Consider the following 16,892-nt stretch of genomic DNA (forward strand, 5'->3'; position numbering starts at 1 on the left):
ATGATGAAGATGATCTGTTCCAGAACAGGGCCGCGTTGCGGTCCTGTTCTTTTTGATATATACACATATGATTCACGCGTCTTGAGCCGGGTATGTTAGAAGTAGAGCGTACAACGATAATCTAACTCATGGAGGGATCAGAGATGACAGAACAACGTTTGGAAGGCAAAGTGGCGATTGTAACCGGAGGTGGATCGGGTATTGGTCAGGCTACCGCTATTCGTTTCGCCGAGCATGGGGCCAAAGTGTACATGCTGGATCGTACACCCGAAAATGCAGAGGAAACCAAGCAGACGATTGAAAAAGCTGGTGGAGAAGCTTATGTGATCGAGTGTGACATCTCCAAACCGGACAATGTACAGAAGGCGATCAATCAGGCCGCTGCTGAAGCGGGTAAACTGGATATCATATTTGCAAATGCCGGCATTAACGGCACGATGGCCCCAATCGAAACGATGGAAATTGAGGACTGGGACCAGACGATGGAGATCAATATGCGCGGAACCTTCGCAACCGTCAAATATGCAATTCCCCATCTGAAAGAACATGGCGGCAGCATCATTATCACCAGTTCCATTAACGGTAATCGGGTCTTCTCAGGGATCGGATTCTCTGCATACGCTTCCAGCAAAGCAGGGCAAACCGCATTTACGAAGATGGCTGCACTGGAACTGGCTCGTTATAAGATTCGCGTAAACGCCGTCTGCCCAGGAGCTATCGATACCAACATCGATGATAACACCTATCCGTCGGATGATCTGAAAGAAGTACAGATTCCTGTTGAATTCCCTGAAGGACATGAACATCCGCTCAAGGGCGAACCTGGAACATCGAAGCAAGTGGCTAACCTGGTACTGTTCCTCGCTTCCGATGAAGCTTCCCATGTTACAGGTACACGAATCTACGTGGATGGTGCAGAATCTTTGCTCCGCGGTTAACATCAACATAAAGTTGTCCCGTTTCAGGGACAACAGCAGAACATCCCGCAAGCGATCTGAACGAATCAGATTACTGCGGGATGTTTTATTTATGCACAGTTAGTAATCATACGGAGCAGGCGCAACTACAAGGATTATCTCTAAACCGCGGGGCTTTTCCCCTTTTTCATACGATGATTCAACCGGTCCGGAATGGCAAAAAGCAGAACATACATCAGCGAAAACAACACCAGTGCCAGAACCTCTTCCCCAAGGATGTACATGGGATAAGGCCCCAGCATATCCAGGACCGAAGGTGTACTCGGCTTGTATCTCAGGAACATATAATTCGCATTGAGCAGAATATCTACAATATATACGAACAGTGCTGCTACGTTCATAAATATCATCGATCCCGCTACAGATCTCCAGCTAGGTCGCAGCTGTTCCACCCACGTCATGTAGAGTAAAGCGAGAATGATGCAGGCATGAGCGACGAAAAATTGAATGAATCTAAAATGTGCAAACGCATAGCCCAAATTAGGAGTAAGAATGGCCATAAGGGCTCCTGCGATGCCTGCGAACAACAGTGCCGAATATAACCAACGACTGCGTGTGAGTAATAACACCCCCGATAATAACAAAGACAAACTGCATAGTTCGAGTGGCAGTGATGTCTGCAGGCTCCACACACCGCCATATATGTACCAGAGTTGCAGCACGATTTCACAACCCAACATGATACAAGCGAGAACAATCCGCAGTGTAAGGCGTGCCCTCTCTGACCACAATCGAAGCCGGTGTCGAAGTAAAAACAACAGCGCAATCAGTACTGCAATTAAGCTAATGGTTACGATATGTGAAGTGGAGAACAGAATAAACAGCTCAGCATCATACGGGTCCAGCCATGGTGGATACGTCATGCATCTCTTCTCTCCTTTGTAATCATCTCACCAACATTATCTCTCTTTAATGTTAACTTTTTCATTTTGCCATTGAATGAAATTACTGTCCAGTTGGAATTCTAAATAAGGATTGTAATTTAAATATCTTTATGTTAAGATAAATTCAGGAACAAAACACACTAAAAGTTAGTAACTTTCTCAATAGACAATAAATTAAAAACACACTCACATGATGTTCAGCTACACGTTTACACTAAATCATTTCATCCAGGAGGAATTTATATGCAAATCAAAGGACTTCACCACGTATCAGCACTAACCGCACACGCCGATCAGAACTATCATTTCTACACTAATATCATGGGGCTTCGCCTCATTAAGAAAACAGTCAACCAGGACGATGTGTCCGTATACCATCTCTTCTATGGTGATGAGAAAGGCAATCCGGGTACCGAGCTTACCTTCTTCGAGATTCCGATGGCCGGACAGACTCGTGAAGGCGTGAACAGTATATCAGGAACGTCACTCCGTGTTCCTAATGATAAGGCTCTTACGTACTGGCAACAGCGTTTTGACGAATTCGAAGTTGATCATGGAGAGATTGTTCAACGGGGCGGCCGTGCCACGCTCTCATTCACAGACTTTGAAGGACAACGTCTGATTCTGGTCTCGGATGAGCACAATACAGGTGTTGCTGGTGGCAAACCGTGGGATCAGAGCCCTGTACCTGCTGAATATGGCATTGTAGGCTTGGGCCCCATCCATCTTACGGTAAAAGACGCCTCCCTTACCGCTCCGGTTCTTACCGAACTGCTTGGTTTCAGAGCGAAAGGAAGCTACCCTGCCTTTACTCCAGGTCAACCTGATGTACTGGTCTTTGAATCGGGCGAAGGTGGCAGCGGCTCCGAAGTACATGTTGAAGAACGAAATGACCTTGCCCAAGAACGTCCTGGACGTGGCAGTGTGCACCATGTTGCTTTCCGCGTGGATAATGAGGAAGAACTCAAACAATGGGTGGAACGGGTTCATAACTTCCAATTCCCTAACTCCGGTTTTGTAGACCGCTTCTACTTCCGTTCCCTGTATTTCCGTGAAGCAAACGGTATACTGTTCGAACTGGCCACCGATGGTCCGGGATTCGATACAGACGAAGAATTGGCACATCTGGGAGAATCGCTTGCCTTGCCACCATTCCTTGAAGGTCGCCGTGCCGAGATTGAAGCCAATCTCAAACCGCTGGACACCGTCATCCGCTAAGCGAATCTGACTAGCGTTCTCTATACATCTGTACAAGCAAATAAAAACGATTATCGCTTATGCATTCCGGAGATGATCCGGGTAAGGCAGAGCCGGTAATCGTTTTGATTTGATCTATTTTATATTTTCTCTGGGCAGCACAAAACGAGGCTGTATGTCTCGATTTTTTTCAGCCTCGCCCTGTCCTCTCTGTCCGTCAAAACAGAAAGGGAGATATTTTTTTCACTTGCTTACTGGCAATACTTCACTTTCACCACGAGAACTGCCAATCCCCGCCACACTAGGTGTCTATACTGCGATATCAATCAAAGGATTCATAATATTCTTCTTCGTACATTTCCATACTGTAGTTCAAATCTACAGCCTTCCACTCGCCATCTCTATATTCATAAGCGAATGTGAGATCACCGGCATACAGCCCCATACCGTAAGCACCCGATGCCGATACAACAAGCTTGCCATTCTCCAGACTATAATACGTTACTCCACCAAACTTAAGTTCTTCGTTATACACGCCGTCACTCGTGTCTTCCTCCATCGAAGAGGGTTCTGCCGGAACTCCGTCAACGGTAACGTCAATGTCGATCCGATTGGATGTAACATTAATTCTCGAATTCACATGCTCCTTCACAATCTCATCCAGAGATTGCATCTCCATCTCATCCAGCGTCACCGGATCAACAATACGTGCTTGTCCCAAATAAATACCTGTTCCATGACCTTCCGTGTACAAAACAACAATCTCTTTCTGGCCGTCTCCATTCAGATCCAGCTCGTGTACTTCGGGTTTGTAAGACCCACCTTCTCCCTGCCAATCACTGAATTCTCGCGTCTTGCCGTCCACTTCCAAAATCATTCCGTTATATATATATCCTGAACCCTCAACTTTCATAGGGTATAATCTGACATTTTCATTCTCAGGTGCAACCGAAACGTTCTCCTCTTTCACGGGAATTGATTCCTTCGTTGTCTTCGCTGTGTCATGCATATTATCTATATTAGAAGCCTCGACCACTTCGGTCTGGCTGGATTGATCATCTATGTTAAGCTGTTTTTGTGATTCATTCATGGTTCTGGCAGCTGAAGTTGTACTAATCGTAGCTACCGCCAAAATAATCATCAGCAGGATACCTGTCCAAGTTTTCAATATACTGGGCTCCTTCTTCTGTTGTGATAATCTTATTATATCTTCATTTATCGCCTGCAAGTTGCGAATTTGTTAATCTTTCAAAAAAAAATCTTTACAAATTTCTGTTTTCACGAAAGAACGTTCGGCTTTAACCAGAATAAGCAAATTCCTAAGTCAAAATGGTTCTCACAAAGCAAAAAAAATTCCGAACACAGCTCAAGGCTGCATCCGGAATGCTTTGGTTTTGTCCATTAATCGATCGGTTAACTGTCTTAGTTCTTCAGCCGAGGATGAAATCTCCTCCATGATGGCTGTCTCTTCGTGTGCGGCATCCATGATTCGTCTTGCCTCATCCGAGAACGATCCGGCTTTACCCTGGATCTTCTTCACATGACCATGCGTTTGTTCCACCCGGCCTGTCTGTTCTGCAATCTTGGAACCAATATCATGTGCACCCTTCATGAATACTTCCACCGTACCTGTCAGTTCATGCAACGTCTGATCCACAGAGATGGTCCGCTCCGATTCATTAACCACCAGACCATGCTGCTCATGAGACAGTTGTGCCGTCTCCCTGATCCGCTGCTGCACACGACTGATCAGCTCATTAATACGATGCACCGATTCCTTACTCTCGTCTGCCAGCTTACGGATCTGCTGTGCCACGACTGCAAAACCTGAACCTTCTTCGCCGGCTCGTGCTGCCTCAATGGAAGCATTCAGGGCAAGCAGTCCTGTTTCCTCAGCAATGTTTTTGACAGATTGGGTAATCACTTCGATATCGGAAGCTTCCTTTTCCAGCAACAGCATAATGTCGCGGGAACGATTGTGAGATTCGGCCAGCTCGTCCATTCCTTTCATCAGTGATGAAAAGGTCTGCTTCGTATGATCCACCGATCGTTCCATTTGACCAGACATCTCTGTCATCCCCATGGATTGGCTGTGCATACGCTGGAAATCGTTCAACATCTCATCCGCAGTGATCAGGGACTGATGGGAAGTGACTTTCTGCTCTTCTACTCCCACCGCAATATGATCTACCGCTTCCGACATCATCTCGATCTGCTCGGCAGCTTGGGTAATCGCTTCACTAAGGGACTGGGCATTCTGTGATGTGGTCCGTGTACTGTCCGCAATATCGTTTACAATACTTCTGAGATTAGAAACCATTACGCGAAAAGCATCATATAATACAGTAAGTTCATCCTGCGCACGTCGCTGCGGAATCTCGGTTGTGAGATCCCCGGATGAAACTTGTTGTGCCGCACGAGAAAGCTGAACAATCGGGCGAGTCAGCCAGCGAGAGGCGAACCACCCGAGAATTCCGTTCCAACACACCCCCATAACAAGGATGATGGAGATATACAACCAGCTTGGCATGTTGAATGAGAGCCAGTCCTGGAGGAAAAATATAAAAAAGCCGCTAGTTCCGTACGTAATAATTGAGATCAGTACCAAACCCGCGACTGTCTTTGCGCCTAAAGTCCATTTCATATTCACACCCCGTAGTCCTTTTTTCCTATTTTACCAATCATGTACCAAATATCATGTGACATACATCACTGAAAACGTTCTATCTACGCCTTGCTTATGGTCCATGCATGACTTCTCTACCATGTAGTGCATAATGGATAAGACAAGCTTTTCAGCCCCCTTTAATGATGACTGCGTGTAAAGTAAATCCCTAATTTAAATTATTATCGGCAAATCAGACAAAATGATTTAGCTTGGCATCCATTTTGCTTAAATGATATACTGAGTGCGCTTCGGCATAGCCGGAGCTGACCTATTTATTGGATGCCACTGGAGGCGAACGAAATGTCTACAATGTCCACAAGGACGGAGAAAGATTTTATCGGTGAAAAAGAAATCCCGGCTTATGCTTATTACGGAATTCAGACGGTACGGGCCGTGGAAAACTTCCCAATTACCGGCGTGCCGGTACACCGGGAGCTGATCACAGCTTTGGCTGCGGTGAAAAAAGCAGCGGCAGTTACGAATATGGAACTGAAAATGCTACCAAGCAAAATTGGCGATGTGATTGTCATGGCAGCTGAAGAAATGATGAAAGGCCATCATCATGATCATTTTATTGTAGACTCCATTCAGGGCGGTGCAGGCACCTCCATGAATATGAATATGAACGAAATTTTGGCCAATCGCGGACTCGAACTGTTATTGCAGAATAAGGGAGATTACTTCCACTGCAATCCCAATAATCATGTGAACATGTCCCAATCGACTAATGACGTGGTGCCCACAGCACTGCGTATTGCGGCGTACCGACTGTCCGAGACGTTACTGGCAACGATGAAAAGACTACAGGATGCGTTCCGTAAAAAAGAAGTGGAATTCAACGATGTGGTGAAGGTTGGCCGTACCCATCTTCAGGATGCGGTGCCTATTCGCCTTGGACAAGAATTCGGAGCTTATGCCCGCGTAATTGGACGGGATATCGAGCGTCTTGAATTCGCTAATCGCCGCCTGCTTACCATTAACATGGGTGCAACTGCGGTCGGCACAGGACTTAATGCCAAACCCGAATATATCGTCAAAGTTACGGAACATCTGTCCGACGTTACCGGACTACCATTACAAACGGCTGAAGATCTCGTGGATGCAACGCAGAATACGGATGCCTATCTGGAACTTTCGGCGGCGTTGAAGGTATGTGCGGTCAGCCTGTCCAAAATCTGTAATGATATTCGCATGATGGCTTCAGGTCCGCGTGCAGGATTTAATGAATTACGTCTGCCACCGCGTCAGCCAGGATCGTCCATTATGCCGGGCAAAGTTAACCCTGTTATGGCGGAAGTCATTAACCAGGTATCTTTCCAGGTGATGGGTAATGACCATACGATCTGCATGGCGTGTGAAGCTGGCCAATTCGAGCTGAATGTTATGGGCCCGGTTATTGCATTCAATCTGCTGCAATCGCTGAAAATTATGAATAACGGCATTGATGTCTTCACACGTTATGCCGTAGAAGAGATGGAAGCTAACCGTGAGCGCTGTGAATTAATCATGAAGCAAAGTTTCAGTGTGGTTACGGCGTTGAACCCGCACTTAGGTTATAATGTGGCAGCATCCATCGTAAAGGAAGCGCTCAAGACTGGACTTTCCTTGCAGGAGATTATTTTGGAACGCGGACTGCTGACTCTGGATGAACTGGAAGAGATCCTTCATCCGGAACAGATGACGACACCAGGTATTGCCGGAGAACACTTCCTGCGTAATATGGAACGCTTGTAGGAAATTAGATAATCTAATACAGGAACCTGAATAGCGATAATATAACAAGAACCCCCGCAAACCGTTCATCCGGTTCGCGGGGGTTCTTGTATTCAGAGATGATATGACGCCAGCTACTCCATTAATCCCATCGTTTACGCTCAAGGGAAGGCAGAATCTGAAGCTCCTCCCTGTACTTGGCAACCGTTCTGCGGGAGATGACAATTCCCTCCTCGGCGAGCAGTGTGGCCAAATGACGATCCGAGTACGGCCGCTGCGTCTGTTCCGTGCGAATGATTTCTTTTAATCTCCGTTTCACCGCTGAGGCAGATGTTTTATCCCCTGACGTTGTGCCGATTCCCGAGGCAAAAAAAGCTCTGAGTTCATATACACCATGCGGAGTGTCAATGTATTTACCATTGACCGCACGACTTACCGTTGATTCATGCATGCCAATCTTCTCGGCAATAACAGCCAGATTAAGCGGTCTTATCGCGGAAGGTCCACTGGTCAAAAAGCGCTTCTGCTCTTCCATCACGGCTGCCAGCACACGCATTAATGTTCTGCGCCGCAGGTGCACACTACGAATGATCGCCCTCGCCTCTGCCGCACGGGTAGACCAGATTTCGTCCGGTGCCTCATCCCTGATCCAGCGGGTGCAGGCTTCATTCATGGATACACGAGGGTTACCTGCCGCATGCAGACTGAAATGGGCCTCACCATTACGCAATCCAACAATGGCATCCGGAATAATGTAATGCGGTCGTTCCGTACATCCGATGGATCGGCAAGGCTTGGGGTCGAGACGTGTAATATAGTCATAGGCAGCCTGGGCTTCACGTGAAGTCATTCCTAATCGATTTCCTGTTCTACCTGGGTGAAAAGGAACCAGTGATCCCAATCCCGCTTCTACCATGTGTTCAGCGTACAGAACAGCCGATGGATCACGCCTGATCTGGAGCAGCAGACATTCCTGCAGGTTCCGCGCCCCTACACCTGCGGGGTCCAGCGACTGGAGAAGTTCTAGTCCCGCTGTAATTTCATTCATAGGCAGTCCAAACGCTGCTTGCACCTCTGACAGCTCAACCGTCAGATACCCATCATCATTAACACACCCTGCCAAGTATATTGATATATTTTCCAATTTATCTGGGATGGTCATCATCCGAATCTGTGCAATCAGCAATTGTTCCAGTGTAGGTTCGGCACCTTTGGCCTGAAGCAACGGATCATAGGAAGCATAACTACGCTGATCCATTCGCCGCGGGATCCTGGCAAGGGGCGCCGCTTGTTCTTCCAGTTCAAGCACTGGATTTTCATCTGCGGCATCCTGCAAATAACGGGTCAGATCCTGACCAGACATGGTTAGCAAATGAAAGGATTGTTTCATCTCCGGCGTGATGGACAGCCGAATACGTTGTTCCTGTACCAACTGAACACCTAACATCCGTGTCCCTCCTTAAGCATTGCTGGGCAATAAACCTCTGTTTTTCTTATACGAACACAAAAGTATTTGCAGGGATAATAGCATACTATTCAAGCGATTGTAAGCACTCTTTTAGCTGAATTATAATAATCTTTCTAATATTTCTCCGATACCAGCTTCGCTTGTGTAAACAACAGCAGATAGTCTCTTCCACCTGCCTTGGAATCCGTGCCCGACATGTTAAACCCGCCGAATGGATGCGTGCCTACCAGTGCCCCGGTACATTTCCGGTTGAAGTACAGATTACCCGCGAAGTACTCGCGTCTTGCCTGTTCCAGATGTTCACGATTACGTGAGATCACCGCGCCAGTTAGGCCATAATCCGTATTATTGGCTATATCCAGTGCATCCTGGAAGGATTCTGCTTTGATGAAAGCAAGTACCGGTCCAAAAATCTCATCTTGAGCAATTCGTGCTTTCGGGTCCACATCCGCAATAATGGTTGGCTCAATGAAATACCCTTCAACGTTCCCTGTACCGCCACCATGCACAAGACGCCCCTCACCCTTGCCAATTTCAATATATTCCGTGATCTTCGCATATGCCTTGTCATCGATAACCGGCCCGACCTGACTGCCAACTTCAAGTGGACTGCCCATCGTCAGTTTCTGTGTCCGTACAATCACTTTTTGCAATACTTCATCATATACATCCTTATGAATAATGGCACGGGAACACGCCGAACATTTCTGTCCTGAGAAACCAAATGCCGAAGCGGTAATGGACTCTGCAGCCAGTTCCAGATCGCTGTCGCTGTCTACAACGATGGAATCTTTGCCACCCATCTCTGCAATAACTCGCTTGATCCATTTCTGACCCGGAGCAGTACGGGCTGCACGTTCATTAATTCGCAGTCCTACATCTCTGGAACCGGTGAAGCTGATAAATCGGGTAAGCGCATGATCCACAAGATAATCGCCAACTTCACTGCCTGGTCCAGGTAAAAAGTTCACTACACCATCCGGCAAGCCAACTTCTGCGAGCAGTTCCATGAATTTTGCCGCAATCACCGGCGTTGTGCTGGCAGGCTTCAAGACCACCGTGTTGCCAGATACCAGTGCAGCCGAAGTCATGCCTGCCATAATGGCCAGCGGGAAGTTCCAAGGTGGAATGACAACACCAACGCCCAGAGGTATATAACTCAGCTCGTTATCTTCCCCTGCAATCCGCACGAGGGGCTGCGGTTCACTCAGTCGCTGCATATCCCGTGCATAGAATTCCATAAAATCAATGGCTTCGGCTGTATCCGCATCTGCTTCAGGCCAGGTCTTGCCAGCTTCATAGACCATCCATGCCGAGAACTCATGCTTGCGACGACGCATAATAGCAGCTGCTTTGTACAGATAACGGGCCCGTTCATTCGGGTCAGTATGTTTCCAGGTGTGGAATGTCTCCGCCGCGGTCTGGATGGCCTTTTCAGCCAATTCCTGATCGGCCTGGTGAATGGTTCCGACAACCTGATTCTTGGCTGCCGGGTTCACGGACGTTAACGTGCGGCTACTTGTTATTTTTTGCCCCCCAATAATAATTGGATATTCCTGCCCAAGTTCAGCTTCTACCTGACGAAGTGCGTCTTCGAATGCTTCCCGGTTCGCCGGGATCGCAAAGGGTGTGAATGGTTCGTTAACAAAAGGGATATTCATAAATGATTCCTCCTTCAGGATGTTGGGTTCACTGGCTGCTCGCCTGAATTGATATGCATGTTACTCATCATCAAATATATGTAGCAAAATCCGTGCCAACTCCGTTTGGAACTGAAATATTTTCTTTGGAAAATAAAAATGGGATCTTCGCTGTTCTGGCACGCTTCTTGCTTCTATAAAGAAATACAAAAAGCAGAATTCAACCGAGTTGAATCGAATGATGCACAATGCACAAGGAGGAAACAAAGATGAGTGTAGGAACGGAAATATATCGTAAAACCTTGTTGACTGTGGCAGGCAACAAAGCTGTGGAGAACCTGTCCATCAAATACGGCAAAAAGCTGGCAGGCAAGTTCATCGCAGGCAATACCTTGGAGGAAGCTCTCGAAGAGATCCGCATACTCAACCACAAAGGCATTATGGCTACGCTCGATCATCTGGGCGAAGGCATTACCCGTTTAAGCGAAGCGGCATTATACAGAGACGAGTATGTACGACTGGTCGAAGGCATTGCACGTGAGAAGGCCGACTCCAACGTCTCGCTGAAACCTACCCAAATGGGCCTCGCACTCGACCCTGAAGAGGGTTATCGAAATATCCGTACGGTAGCTGCACAAGCCAAGCTGCATGATCTGTTTGTCCGAATCGATATGGAAGACAGTCCATTTACTCAAGCGACTCTGGACATTGTGCGCAGACTGCACGCCGAAGGACTTCACAATACAGGCACAGTATTGCAAGCTTACCTTCATCGTACGGAGGAAGATACGCGTGATATGATTCGGGAAGGCATCCGGTTGCGTCTGGTCAAGGGAGCTTATAAGGAACCTGGATCTGTTGCCTATCAGAATGCTTCTGAAGTCATTCATCAATTCAAAACGATGATTCGCCATCATCTCGATCAGGGCGTCTACACAGCGGTTGCCTCGCATGACGATCACATCATTAACTGGACGAAACAATACGCCAAGGATCGGGGAATTTCGCCGGAAGCCTTTGAATTTCAGATGTTATACGGTCTGCGTATGAGTGAACAGGAACGTCTCGCCAAAGAAGGTTATCGCATTCGCTGTTACGTACCTTATGGCACCATGTGGTATCCGTACTACACCCGCCGTTTGGCCGAGAAACCGGCTAATCTCTGGATGGTCGTTAAGAACATGTTCCGCTAATTGCGGTGTGTATTAATATAACTAACTTACAACGATAAAAATAAAACCATGCTGCCATTTTCGGCAACATGGTTTTTACTGTCCATACAGCAGTCCAGAGGAATGTCCCCTCTCGCACTACGATTTACTAATGTCTAAAAAATAAGCATCCTTAATTTGAATGTCTATTTTTCTGGACACTTCAATTGGAAGCTCGGAATCCCCTTGCTACATGGAATCACTTTCCATTGAGCTGTCTCGCCAACGTTCTTAATCTCTCATCCTCCCGAACCTGATGGCTCCGCAGATACGAATCGATGCGCATCTACCAGTTCACCGGAAGATGTCTTCCCCCATACCGAAATCTCAGTCACATTGGCAGCTAGACCACTGACGTTGAATAAGAACTCATAGGCAACGAAGTTTGTAGTATAATTCCTGGTGACTACTTGGTTAGGCAAAACTTCGATTAACTCATTTACATACAACGTTCTACCGCCATTCAAAATATAGCCGAATATTTGAAGGATCTGAGCTATTAACCAAGTCCCTATTCACATTCCTCACCGTCGATGGATACACACCAAGGACCGGATTATTGTCAATAGGTTCCGTTGATAGAACAGCCATATAACCCCCTCCTTCAGGCAGTCAATTCCTTGTTCTGCTTCATAGATAAACCGATTGATTTAACTGCTTAACTGTTGAATAAGAATAGAAGCATTAGCATTGGTCTGTGTTCCACCTGCTAGTGTTTGCAGACCAACAGCTGATGCACTGGAATGATTCCGTAATGTCAGGATATCGCCTGGAGCGGCAGTGATAATGATCATTCCTGGATTCGGCTGAGTGCCAGCTCCTGAACCGTAGACACTACCACCTAAAGGGACTCCGTTTTGATAAAGGGTGAACTGGTTTGCCTGCACACCTGCAACATTGAAAAACACCGCATAGTCCCCAGCATTGCCAATAATAATTCCAGCGGTATTGGGCGTATGAGTAATACCCGTAAGATTTGTGTTGCTGTCGAAGATTACATCCGCTTCAATAGCTACAGTTTGAGCTGAAGTATTAAAAATATAGGCGTACGAGGACAACCCTTGCCCAGCTGTACCGGTTGCTCCAGTGACACCTGTTGCTCCGGTAACCCCGGTATCACCTGTCGGTCCTGTTACTCCAGTGACGCCTGTTGCTCCGGTAACCCCGGTATCACCTGTCGGCCCTGTTACTCCAGTGACACCTGTCGGTCCGGTAACCCCGGTATCACCTGTCGCTCCTGTTACTCCACTGGCACCTGTCGTTCCGGTAACTCCGGTATCACCTGTCGGCCCTGTTACTCCAGTGACGCCTGTTGCTCCGGTAACCCCGGTATCACCTGTCGCTCCTGTTACTCCAGTGACCCCTGTTGCTCCGGTAACCCCGGTATCACCTGTCGCTCCTGTTACTCCACTGACACCTGTCGGTCCAGTCACCCCGGTATCACCTGTTGTTCCCGTTACTCCAATGACACCTGTTGCTCCGGTTGCTCCAGTGACCCCTGTCGTTCCCGTTACTCCACTGACACCTGTCGGTCCAGTCACCCCGGTATCACCTGTCGGTCCCGTTACTCCAGTGACCCCTGTTGCTCCGGTAACCCCGGTATCACCTGTCGGTCCTGTTACTCCAGTGACACCTGTTGCTCCGGTAACCCCGGTATCACCTGTTGTTCCTGTTACTCCAGTGACCCCTGTTGCTCCGGTAACCCCGGTATCACCTGTCGGCCCTGTTACTCCAGTGACGCCTGTTGCTCCGGTAACCCCGGTATCACCTGTCGGCCCTGTTACTCCAGTAACGCCTGTTGCTCCTGTTACTCCAGTGACACCTGTCACTCCTGTAACCCCGGTATCACCTGTCGGCCCTGTTACTCCAGTGACGCCTGTTGCTCCGGTAACCCCGGTATCACCTGTTGTTCCTGTTACTCCAGTGACGCCTGTTGCTCCGGTAACCCCGGTTTCACCTGTCGGCCCTGTTACTCCAGTAACGCCTGTTGCTCCTGTTACTCCAGTGACACCTGTCGGTCCAGTCACCCCGGTATCACCTGTCGCTCCCGTTACTCCAGTGACACCTGTTGCTCCGGTAACCCCGGTATCACCTGTCGGTCCCGTTACTCCAGTGACACCTGTCGGTCCAGTCACCCCGGTATCACCTGTCGGTCCCGTTACTCCAGTGACACCTGTTGCTCCTGTTACTCCAGTGACACCTGTCACTCCGGTAACTCCGGTATCACCTGTCGCTCCTGTTACTCCACTGGCACCTGTCGTTCCGGTAACTCCGGTATCACCTGTCGCTCCCGTTACTCCAGTGACCCCTGTTGCTCCGGTAACCCCGGTATCACCTGTCGGTCCCGTTACTCCAGTGACACCTGTCGGTCCAGTCACCCCGGTATCACCTGTCGGTCCCATTACTCCAGTGACACCTGTCGGTCCTGTTACTCCAGTGACACCTGTCGTTCCCGTTACTCCAGTAGCGCCCGTTGATCCCGTTATTCCACTGACGCCTGTCGTTCCTGTAACTCCGGTGACACCTCTTGCTCCGGTAGCACCAGTTACGCCTACCGCCCCTATAGTTTCACCCAGCAACTCCTGCGAAACCAATCGGTGAGCGGTCACCAACTCGCCTTCGGAATTCTTGCCCCAAACGGAAATTTGCGCTTCCAGAGCAGCCGCATCTGCGGTTGAAAATACAAACTCGAAAGCGTCAAAATTCCCAGCATAGTCTTTGGTTATGACCTGGTTAGGCAATACAGTGAGCATTTCTTCTACATATAACGTCCTGACCCCATTAAGGTAATAGCCCAAAAGAAGTACTGTGAAGACATCTGTCGCATTCCGATTATCGATTTTGACTGTAACGAATTGAGTCGGTCGGATACCCGTTATCCCTGAAATATTATTCTCAATGGGTCCAGTTGAGAGAATAGCCATAATTCACTCTCCTTTGATTGAATTCATTTATTAAATAGTATTATTCAGACGATTACTAATGGTGTGGACAAATTGAGGGGCAATACGTGAATCACTTATTCCTACCCAGTAAACGAGATGAGATTAACGAACTGATGTTGTCACGTTCATGAATGTTTTAGTCCTGTACTTATAATCTTGAAAAAAAGTAACTTTTCGCTTCAAATTGAATGTCAGATTTAACAACTCATACCTGACTCGTAATCCCATTTACTTATTATCATTCATAAAATAAACTCATATAATAAAATTGAAAGCGCATTCTAGTTGTACAAAACAAAATCAACCACTATTTTCGATTGCATTATGTATGATTCATGTCAAAAAATCTATACACTCTTCACTTTGAAAGCTATAATATGGATAACTATCTCACTCAGATATTTCCATTTACTCATATCGTAAGAATTCCCTGTAACAGATATAGTTCTGAAAGTCATGCTCAAACTGAGGTGATACCGATGAAACATCTACTTCCAGATTTAATGTCTTTATTGCGTACAGATATGGGTACTCTGGATACAGGTCTCCCCACGCCCTGCATCCCTTCATCAACATCGCTGGTAGATGCCCTCTCCTTATTCGACACATCTTCTTATCTGCTCATTCAGGATGAAGGACCCATACTGGGATATATCGTGGTGTCCGATGTCCTGCATGCCATGATGCATGCGCATCAGCTGATGGAAGCCTATTTTGAGACTACATTGGAAACTGCAGGTTCAGCCCTGACCTTAATCGATGAAGAAGCTAAGGTGGCCTACTGGACATCTGGTGCGGAGCATGTATTTTCAATCAGCAAACATGATATTATCGGACAGCCTGCCGCAAACTTTTTTCCGCCCGACCGACTTCAGTCCCTCAAGACGTTATATACCGGTGAAACGGTCTATCGCAAACAACATCAGCCGAGACCGGATCTGTTCGCTCTGATCAATGCCCGCCCGGTTCAACTGGATGGACGCATTGTGGGCGCAGTAGCTGCAGAAGTGGATATTACAACGGAGATTCGACTGCATCAGGAATTATTACATATGACATCCAAAGTTCAACATCTGGAGAAAGCCGTTGCCAGACTACGCCCTGACACAGATCCATTTGCTCGCATCAAAGGCAGCAGCCCGGTGATTCATCAGTGTTTGGATACCATCCGCAAGATTAGCACCACCTCAGCAACCGTACTCATTCTCGGAGAGAGCGGCACAGGCAAGGAGTTATTCGCCAAAGCTATTCATGATCTTCGTGAATTGCAGACGGCACCATTTATCGCGATTAATTGCGGAGCAATTCCCGCTTCCTTGTTCGAAAGTGAGTTATTTGGCTATGAGAAAGGCGCATTCTCTGGCGCTGATCCCAAAGGCAAAAAGGGAAAGATCGAGCTTGCCGAAGGGGGGACCCTTTTTCTGGATGAGATCGGTGAGATGCCATTGGAACTACAAGTGAAGCTACTTCGGGTATTGCAGGAGAAAAGTTACTTTCCTGTGGGGGGAACACGTATGAAGCAGGCTGACTGCCGTATTATTGCAGCAACCAATCAGAACCTGCTCAGCATGATTGCCCGTAATCAATTTCGTGAGGATCTGTATTATCGGCTTAACGTCATCAATCTCATCATCCCTCCCCTGCGTATGCGCAAGGAAGATATATACGAATTAACCCAGACTTTCCTACAAGAGTTCTCGTTGCTCTATAACCGCCATATTGAACTGGTTCCACCCGAAGTGTTCAAGCTGTTGTTCCAGTATGATTGGCCGGGCAATGTACGAGAATTAAGAAATGTAATTGAACGCCTGACCATTCTGACCACAGATGGGGAGGTCAAGTCGGAATACCTGCCTGATACCCTCACTTCCATCGACCTGCAAGAACAGCCCGAAGTGCAGTTGACATCGAGAATTCATTTACATCCCAACAGCGAACACGAGGAACGGGAATATTCAACGGAAACGGAACAAGACTCTCGAATTGCTGCGAATGTGGGAGATTCGGATGATACCTACCAGCAAAAAATGGACACCTATGAAGCGCAACTTCTAATTCAATATCTGGAAGCCGCAGGTGGCAACAAACGAACACTTGCGAAACAACTCGGCATCTCCAGGGCAACGCTCTATAATCGCATGAAGAGGCTTGGTCTATGACCAGCCTCTTCTTGTCATTATAATGGATCG

12 protein-coding genes are annotated in these 16,892 nt (G+C 47.6%); 5 read left to right on the forward strand and 7 right to left on the reverse strand.

All coding sequences use genetic code 11. The annotated features are described in order from the left end of the window. Nucleotides 1-143: 143 nt before the first annotated feature. Nucleotides 144-938, forward strand: coding sequence for an SDR family oxidoreductase (locus tag FS628_RS08510; protein WP_036612094.1), 795 nt, complete (start codon nucleotides 144-146; stop codon nucleotides 936-938). A 140-nt stretch (nucleotides 939-1,078) separates the two neighbouring features. Here the strand turns inward: FS628_RS08510 and FS628_RS08515 are convergent, their stop codons facing one another. Continuing rightward, a complete protein-coding gene (locus FS628_RS08515) occupies nucleotides 1,079-1,840 on the reverse strand; it encodes a YwaF family protein (RefSeq protein WP_145320796.1) in 762 nt (253 codons plus the stop codon). Between the two features lie 264 nt (nucleotides 1,841-2,104). On the opposite strand from FS628_RS08515, the gene FS628_RS08520 reads away from it, so the two are divergent. Then, complete coding sequence (locus tag FS628_RS08520) at nucleotides 2,105-3,079, forward strand: ring-cleaving dioxygenase (protein ID WP_145320798.1); 975 nt, start codon at nucleotides 2,105-2,107, stop codon at nucleotides 3,077-3,079. Nucleotides 3,080-3,380: 301 nt separating this feature from the next. Here the strand turns inward: FS628_RS08520 and FS628_RS08525 are convergent, their stop codons facing one another. Both FS628_RS08525 and FS628_RS08530 read right to left on the reverse strand, forming a co-directional pair. Beyond that, entirely contained in the window at nucleotides 3,381-4,226 is an 846-nt protein-coding gene (locus FS628_RS08525; RefSeq protein WP_145320800.1) for a hypothetical protein, read from the reverse strand. Between the two features lie 198 nt (nucleotides 4,227-4,424). Then, on the reverse strand, nucleotides 4,425-5,702 hold the full coding sequence (locus FS628_RS08530) for a methyl-accepting chemotaxis protein (protein ID WP_062832946.1): 1,278 nt from the start codon (nucleotides 5,700-5,702) through the stop codon (nucleotides 4,425-4,427). A 324-nt stretch (nucleotides 5,703-6,026) separates the two neighbouring features. On the opposite strand from FS628_RS08530, the gene FS628_RS08535 reads away from it, so the two are divergent. Beyond that, entirely contained in the window at nucleotides 6,027-7,460 is a 1,434-nt protein-coding gene (locus FS628_RS08535; protein WP_145320802.1) for an aspartate ammonia-lyase, read from the forward strand. Nucleotides 7,461-7,581: 121 nt separating this feature from the next. On the opposite strand, the gene rpoN is transcribed toward FS628_RS08535, so the two are convergent. After that, entirely contained in the window at nucleotides 7,582-8,886 is a 1,305-nt protein-coding gene (gene rpoN, locus FS628_RS08540; RefSeq protein ID WP_145320804.1) for an RNA polymerase factor sigma-54, read from the reverse strand. Nucleotides 8,887-9,020: 134 nt separating this feature from the next. Continuing rightward, complete coding sequence (gene pruA / locus FS628_RS08545) at nucleotides 9,021-10,568, reverse strand: L-glutamate gamma-semialdehyde dehydrogenase (protein ID WP_145320806.1); 1,548 nt, start codon at nucleotides 10,566-10,568, stop codon at nucleotides 9,021-9,023. Between the two features lie 248 nt (nucleotides 10,569-10,816). Here pruA and FS628_RS08550 point away from each other — a divergent pair, with 248 nt between their 5' ends. Beyond that, nucleotides 10,817-11,740: a proline dehydrogenase family protein gene (locus FS628_RS08550; protein ID WP_145320808.1), complete on the forward strand. Its 924-nt coding sequence runs from the start codon at nucleotides 10,817-10,819 to the stop codon at nucleotides 11,738-11,740. A 257-nt stretch (nucleotides 11,741-11,997) separates the two neighbouring features. Here FS628_RS08550 and FS628_RS32590 read toward each other — a convergent pair whose 3' ends face one another. Both FS628_RS32590 and FS628_RS08560 read right to left on the reverse strand, forming a co-directional pair. Then, nucleotides 11,998-12,225 (reverse strand): hypothetical protein, encoded by a 228-nt coding sequence (locus tag FS628_RS32590; protein ID WP_260870961.1) that lies wholly within the window; start codon nucleotides 12,223-12,225, stop codon nucleotides 11,998-12,000. Between the two features lie 183 nt (nucleotides 12,226-12,408). Beyond that, nucleotides 12,409-14,682, reverse strand: coding sequence for a beta strand repeat-containing protein (locus FS628_RS08560; RefSeq protein WP_186327744.1), 2,274 nt, complete (start codon nucleotides 14,680-14,682; stop codon nucleotides 12,409-12,411). A gap of 524 nt (nucleotides 14,683-15,206) precedes the next feature. On the opposite strand from FS628_RS08560, the gene FS628_RS08565 reads away from it, so the two are divergent. Further along, nucleotides 15,207-16,862 carry a sigma-54 interaction domain-containing protein gene (locus FS628_RS08565; protein WP_260870962.1) on the forward strand — a complete coding sequence of 552 codons (1,656 nt, stop codon included), beginning with the start codon at nucleotides 15,207-15,209 and terminating at the stop codon, nucleotides 16,860-16,862. Nucleotides 16,863-16,892: the final 30 nt, after the last annotated feature.

The sequence above is a fragment of the Paenibacillus xylanexedens genome (assembly GCF_007676705.1).
Taxonomy (GTDB): Bacteria; Bacillota; Bacilli; order Paenibacillales; family Paenibacillaceae; genus Paenibacillus; species Paenibacillus xylanexedens_C.

Coding starts and splice junctions, on each gene's coding strand:
- FS628_RS08510 (WP_036612094.1), top strand. CDS start 144: ATGACAGAACAACGTTTGGAAGGCAAAGTGGCGATTGTAACCGGAGGT.
- FS628_RS08515 (WP_145320796.1), bottom strand. CDS start 1,840: ATGACGTATCCACCATGGCTGGACCCGTATGATGCTGAGCTGTTTATT.
- FS628_RS08520 (WP_145320798.1), top strand. CDS start 2,105: ATGCAAATCAAAGGACTTCACCACGTATCAGCACTAACCGCACACGCC.
- FS628_RS08530 (WP_062832946.1), bottom strand. CDS start 5,702: ATGAAATGGACTTTAGGCGCAAAGACAGTCGCGGGTTTGGTACTGATC.
- FS628_RS08535 (WP_145320802.1), top strand. CDS start 6,027: ATGTCTACAATGTCCACAAGGACGGAGAAAGATTTTATCGGTGAAAAA.
- rpoN (WP_145320804.1), bottom strand. CDS start 8,886: ATGTTAGGTGTTCAGTTGGTACAGGAACAACGTATTCGGCTGTCCATC.
- pruA (WP_145320806.1), bottom strand. CDS start 10,568: ATGAATATCCCTTTTGTTAACGAACCATTCACACCCTTTGCGATCCCG.
- FS628_RS08550 (WP_145320808.1), top strand. CDS start 10,817: ATGAGTGTAGGAACGGAAATATATCGTAAAACCTTGTTGACTGTGGCA.
- FS628_RS08560 (WP_186327744.1), bottom strand. CDS start 14,682: ATGGCTATTCTCTCAACTGGACCCATTGAGAATAATATTTCAGGGATA.
- FS628_RS08565 (WP_260870962.1), top strand. CDS start 15,207: ATGTCTTTATTGCGTACAGATATGGGTACTCTGGATACAGGTCTCCCC.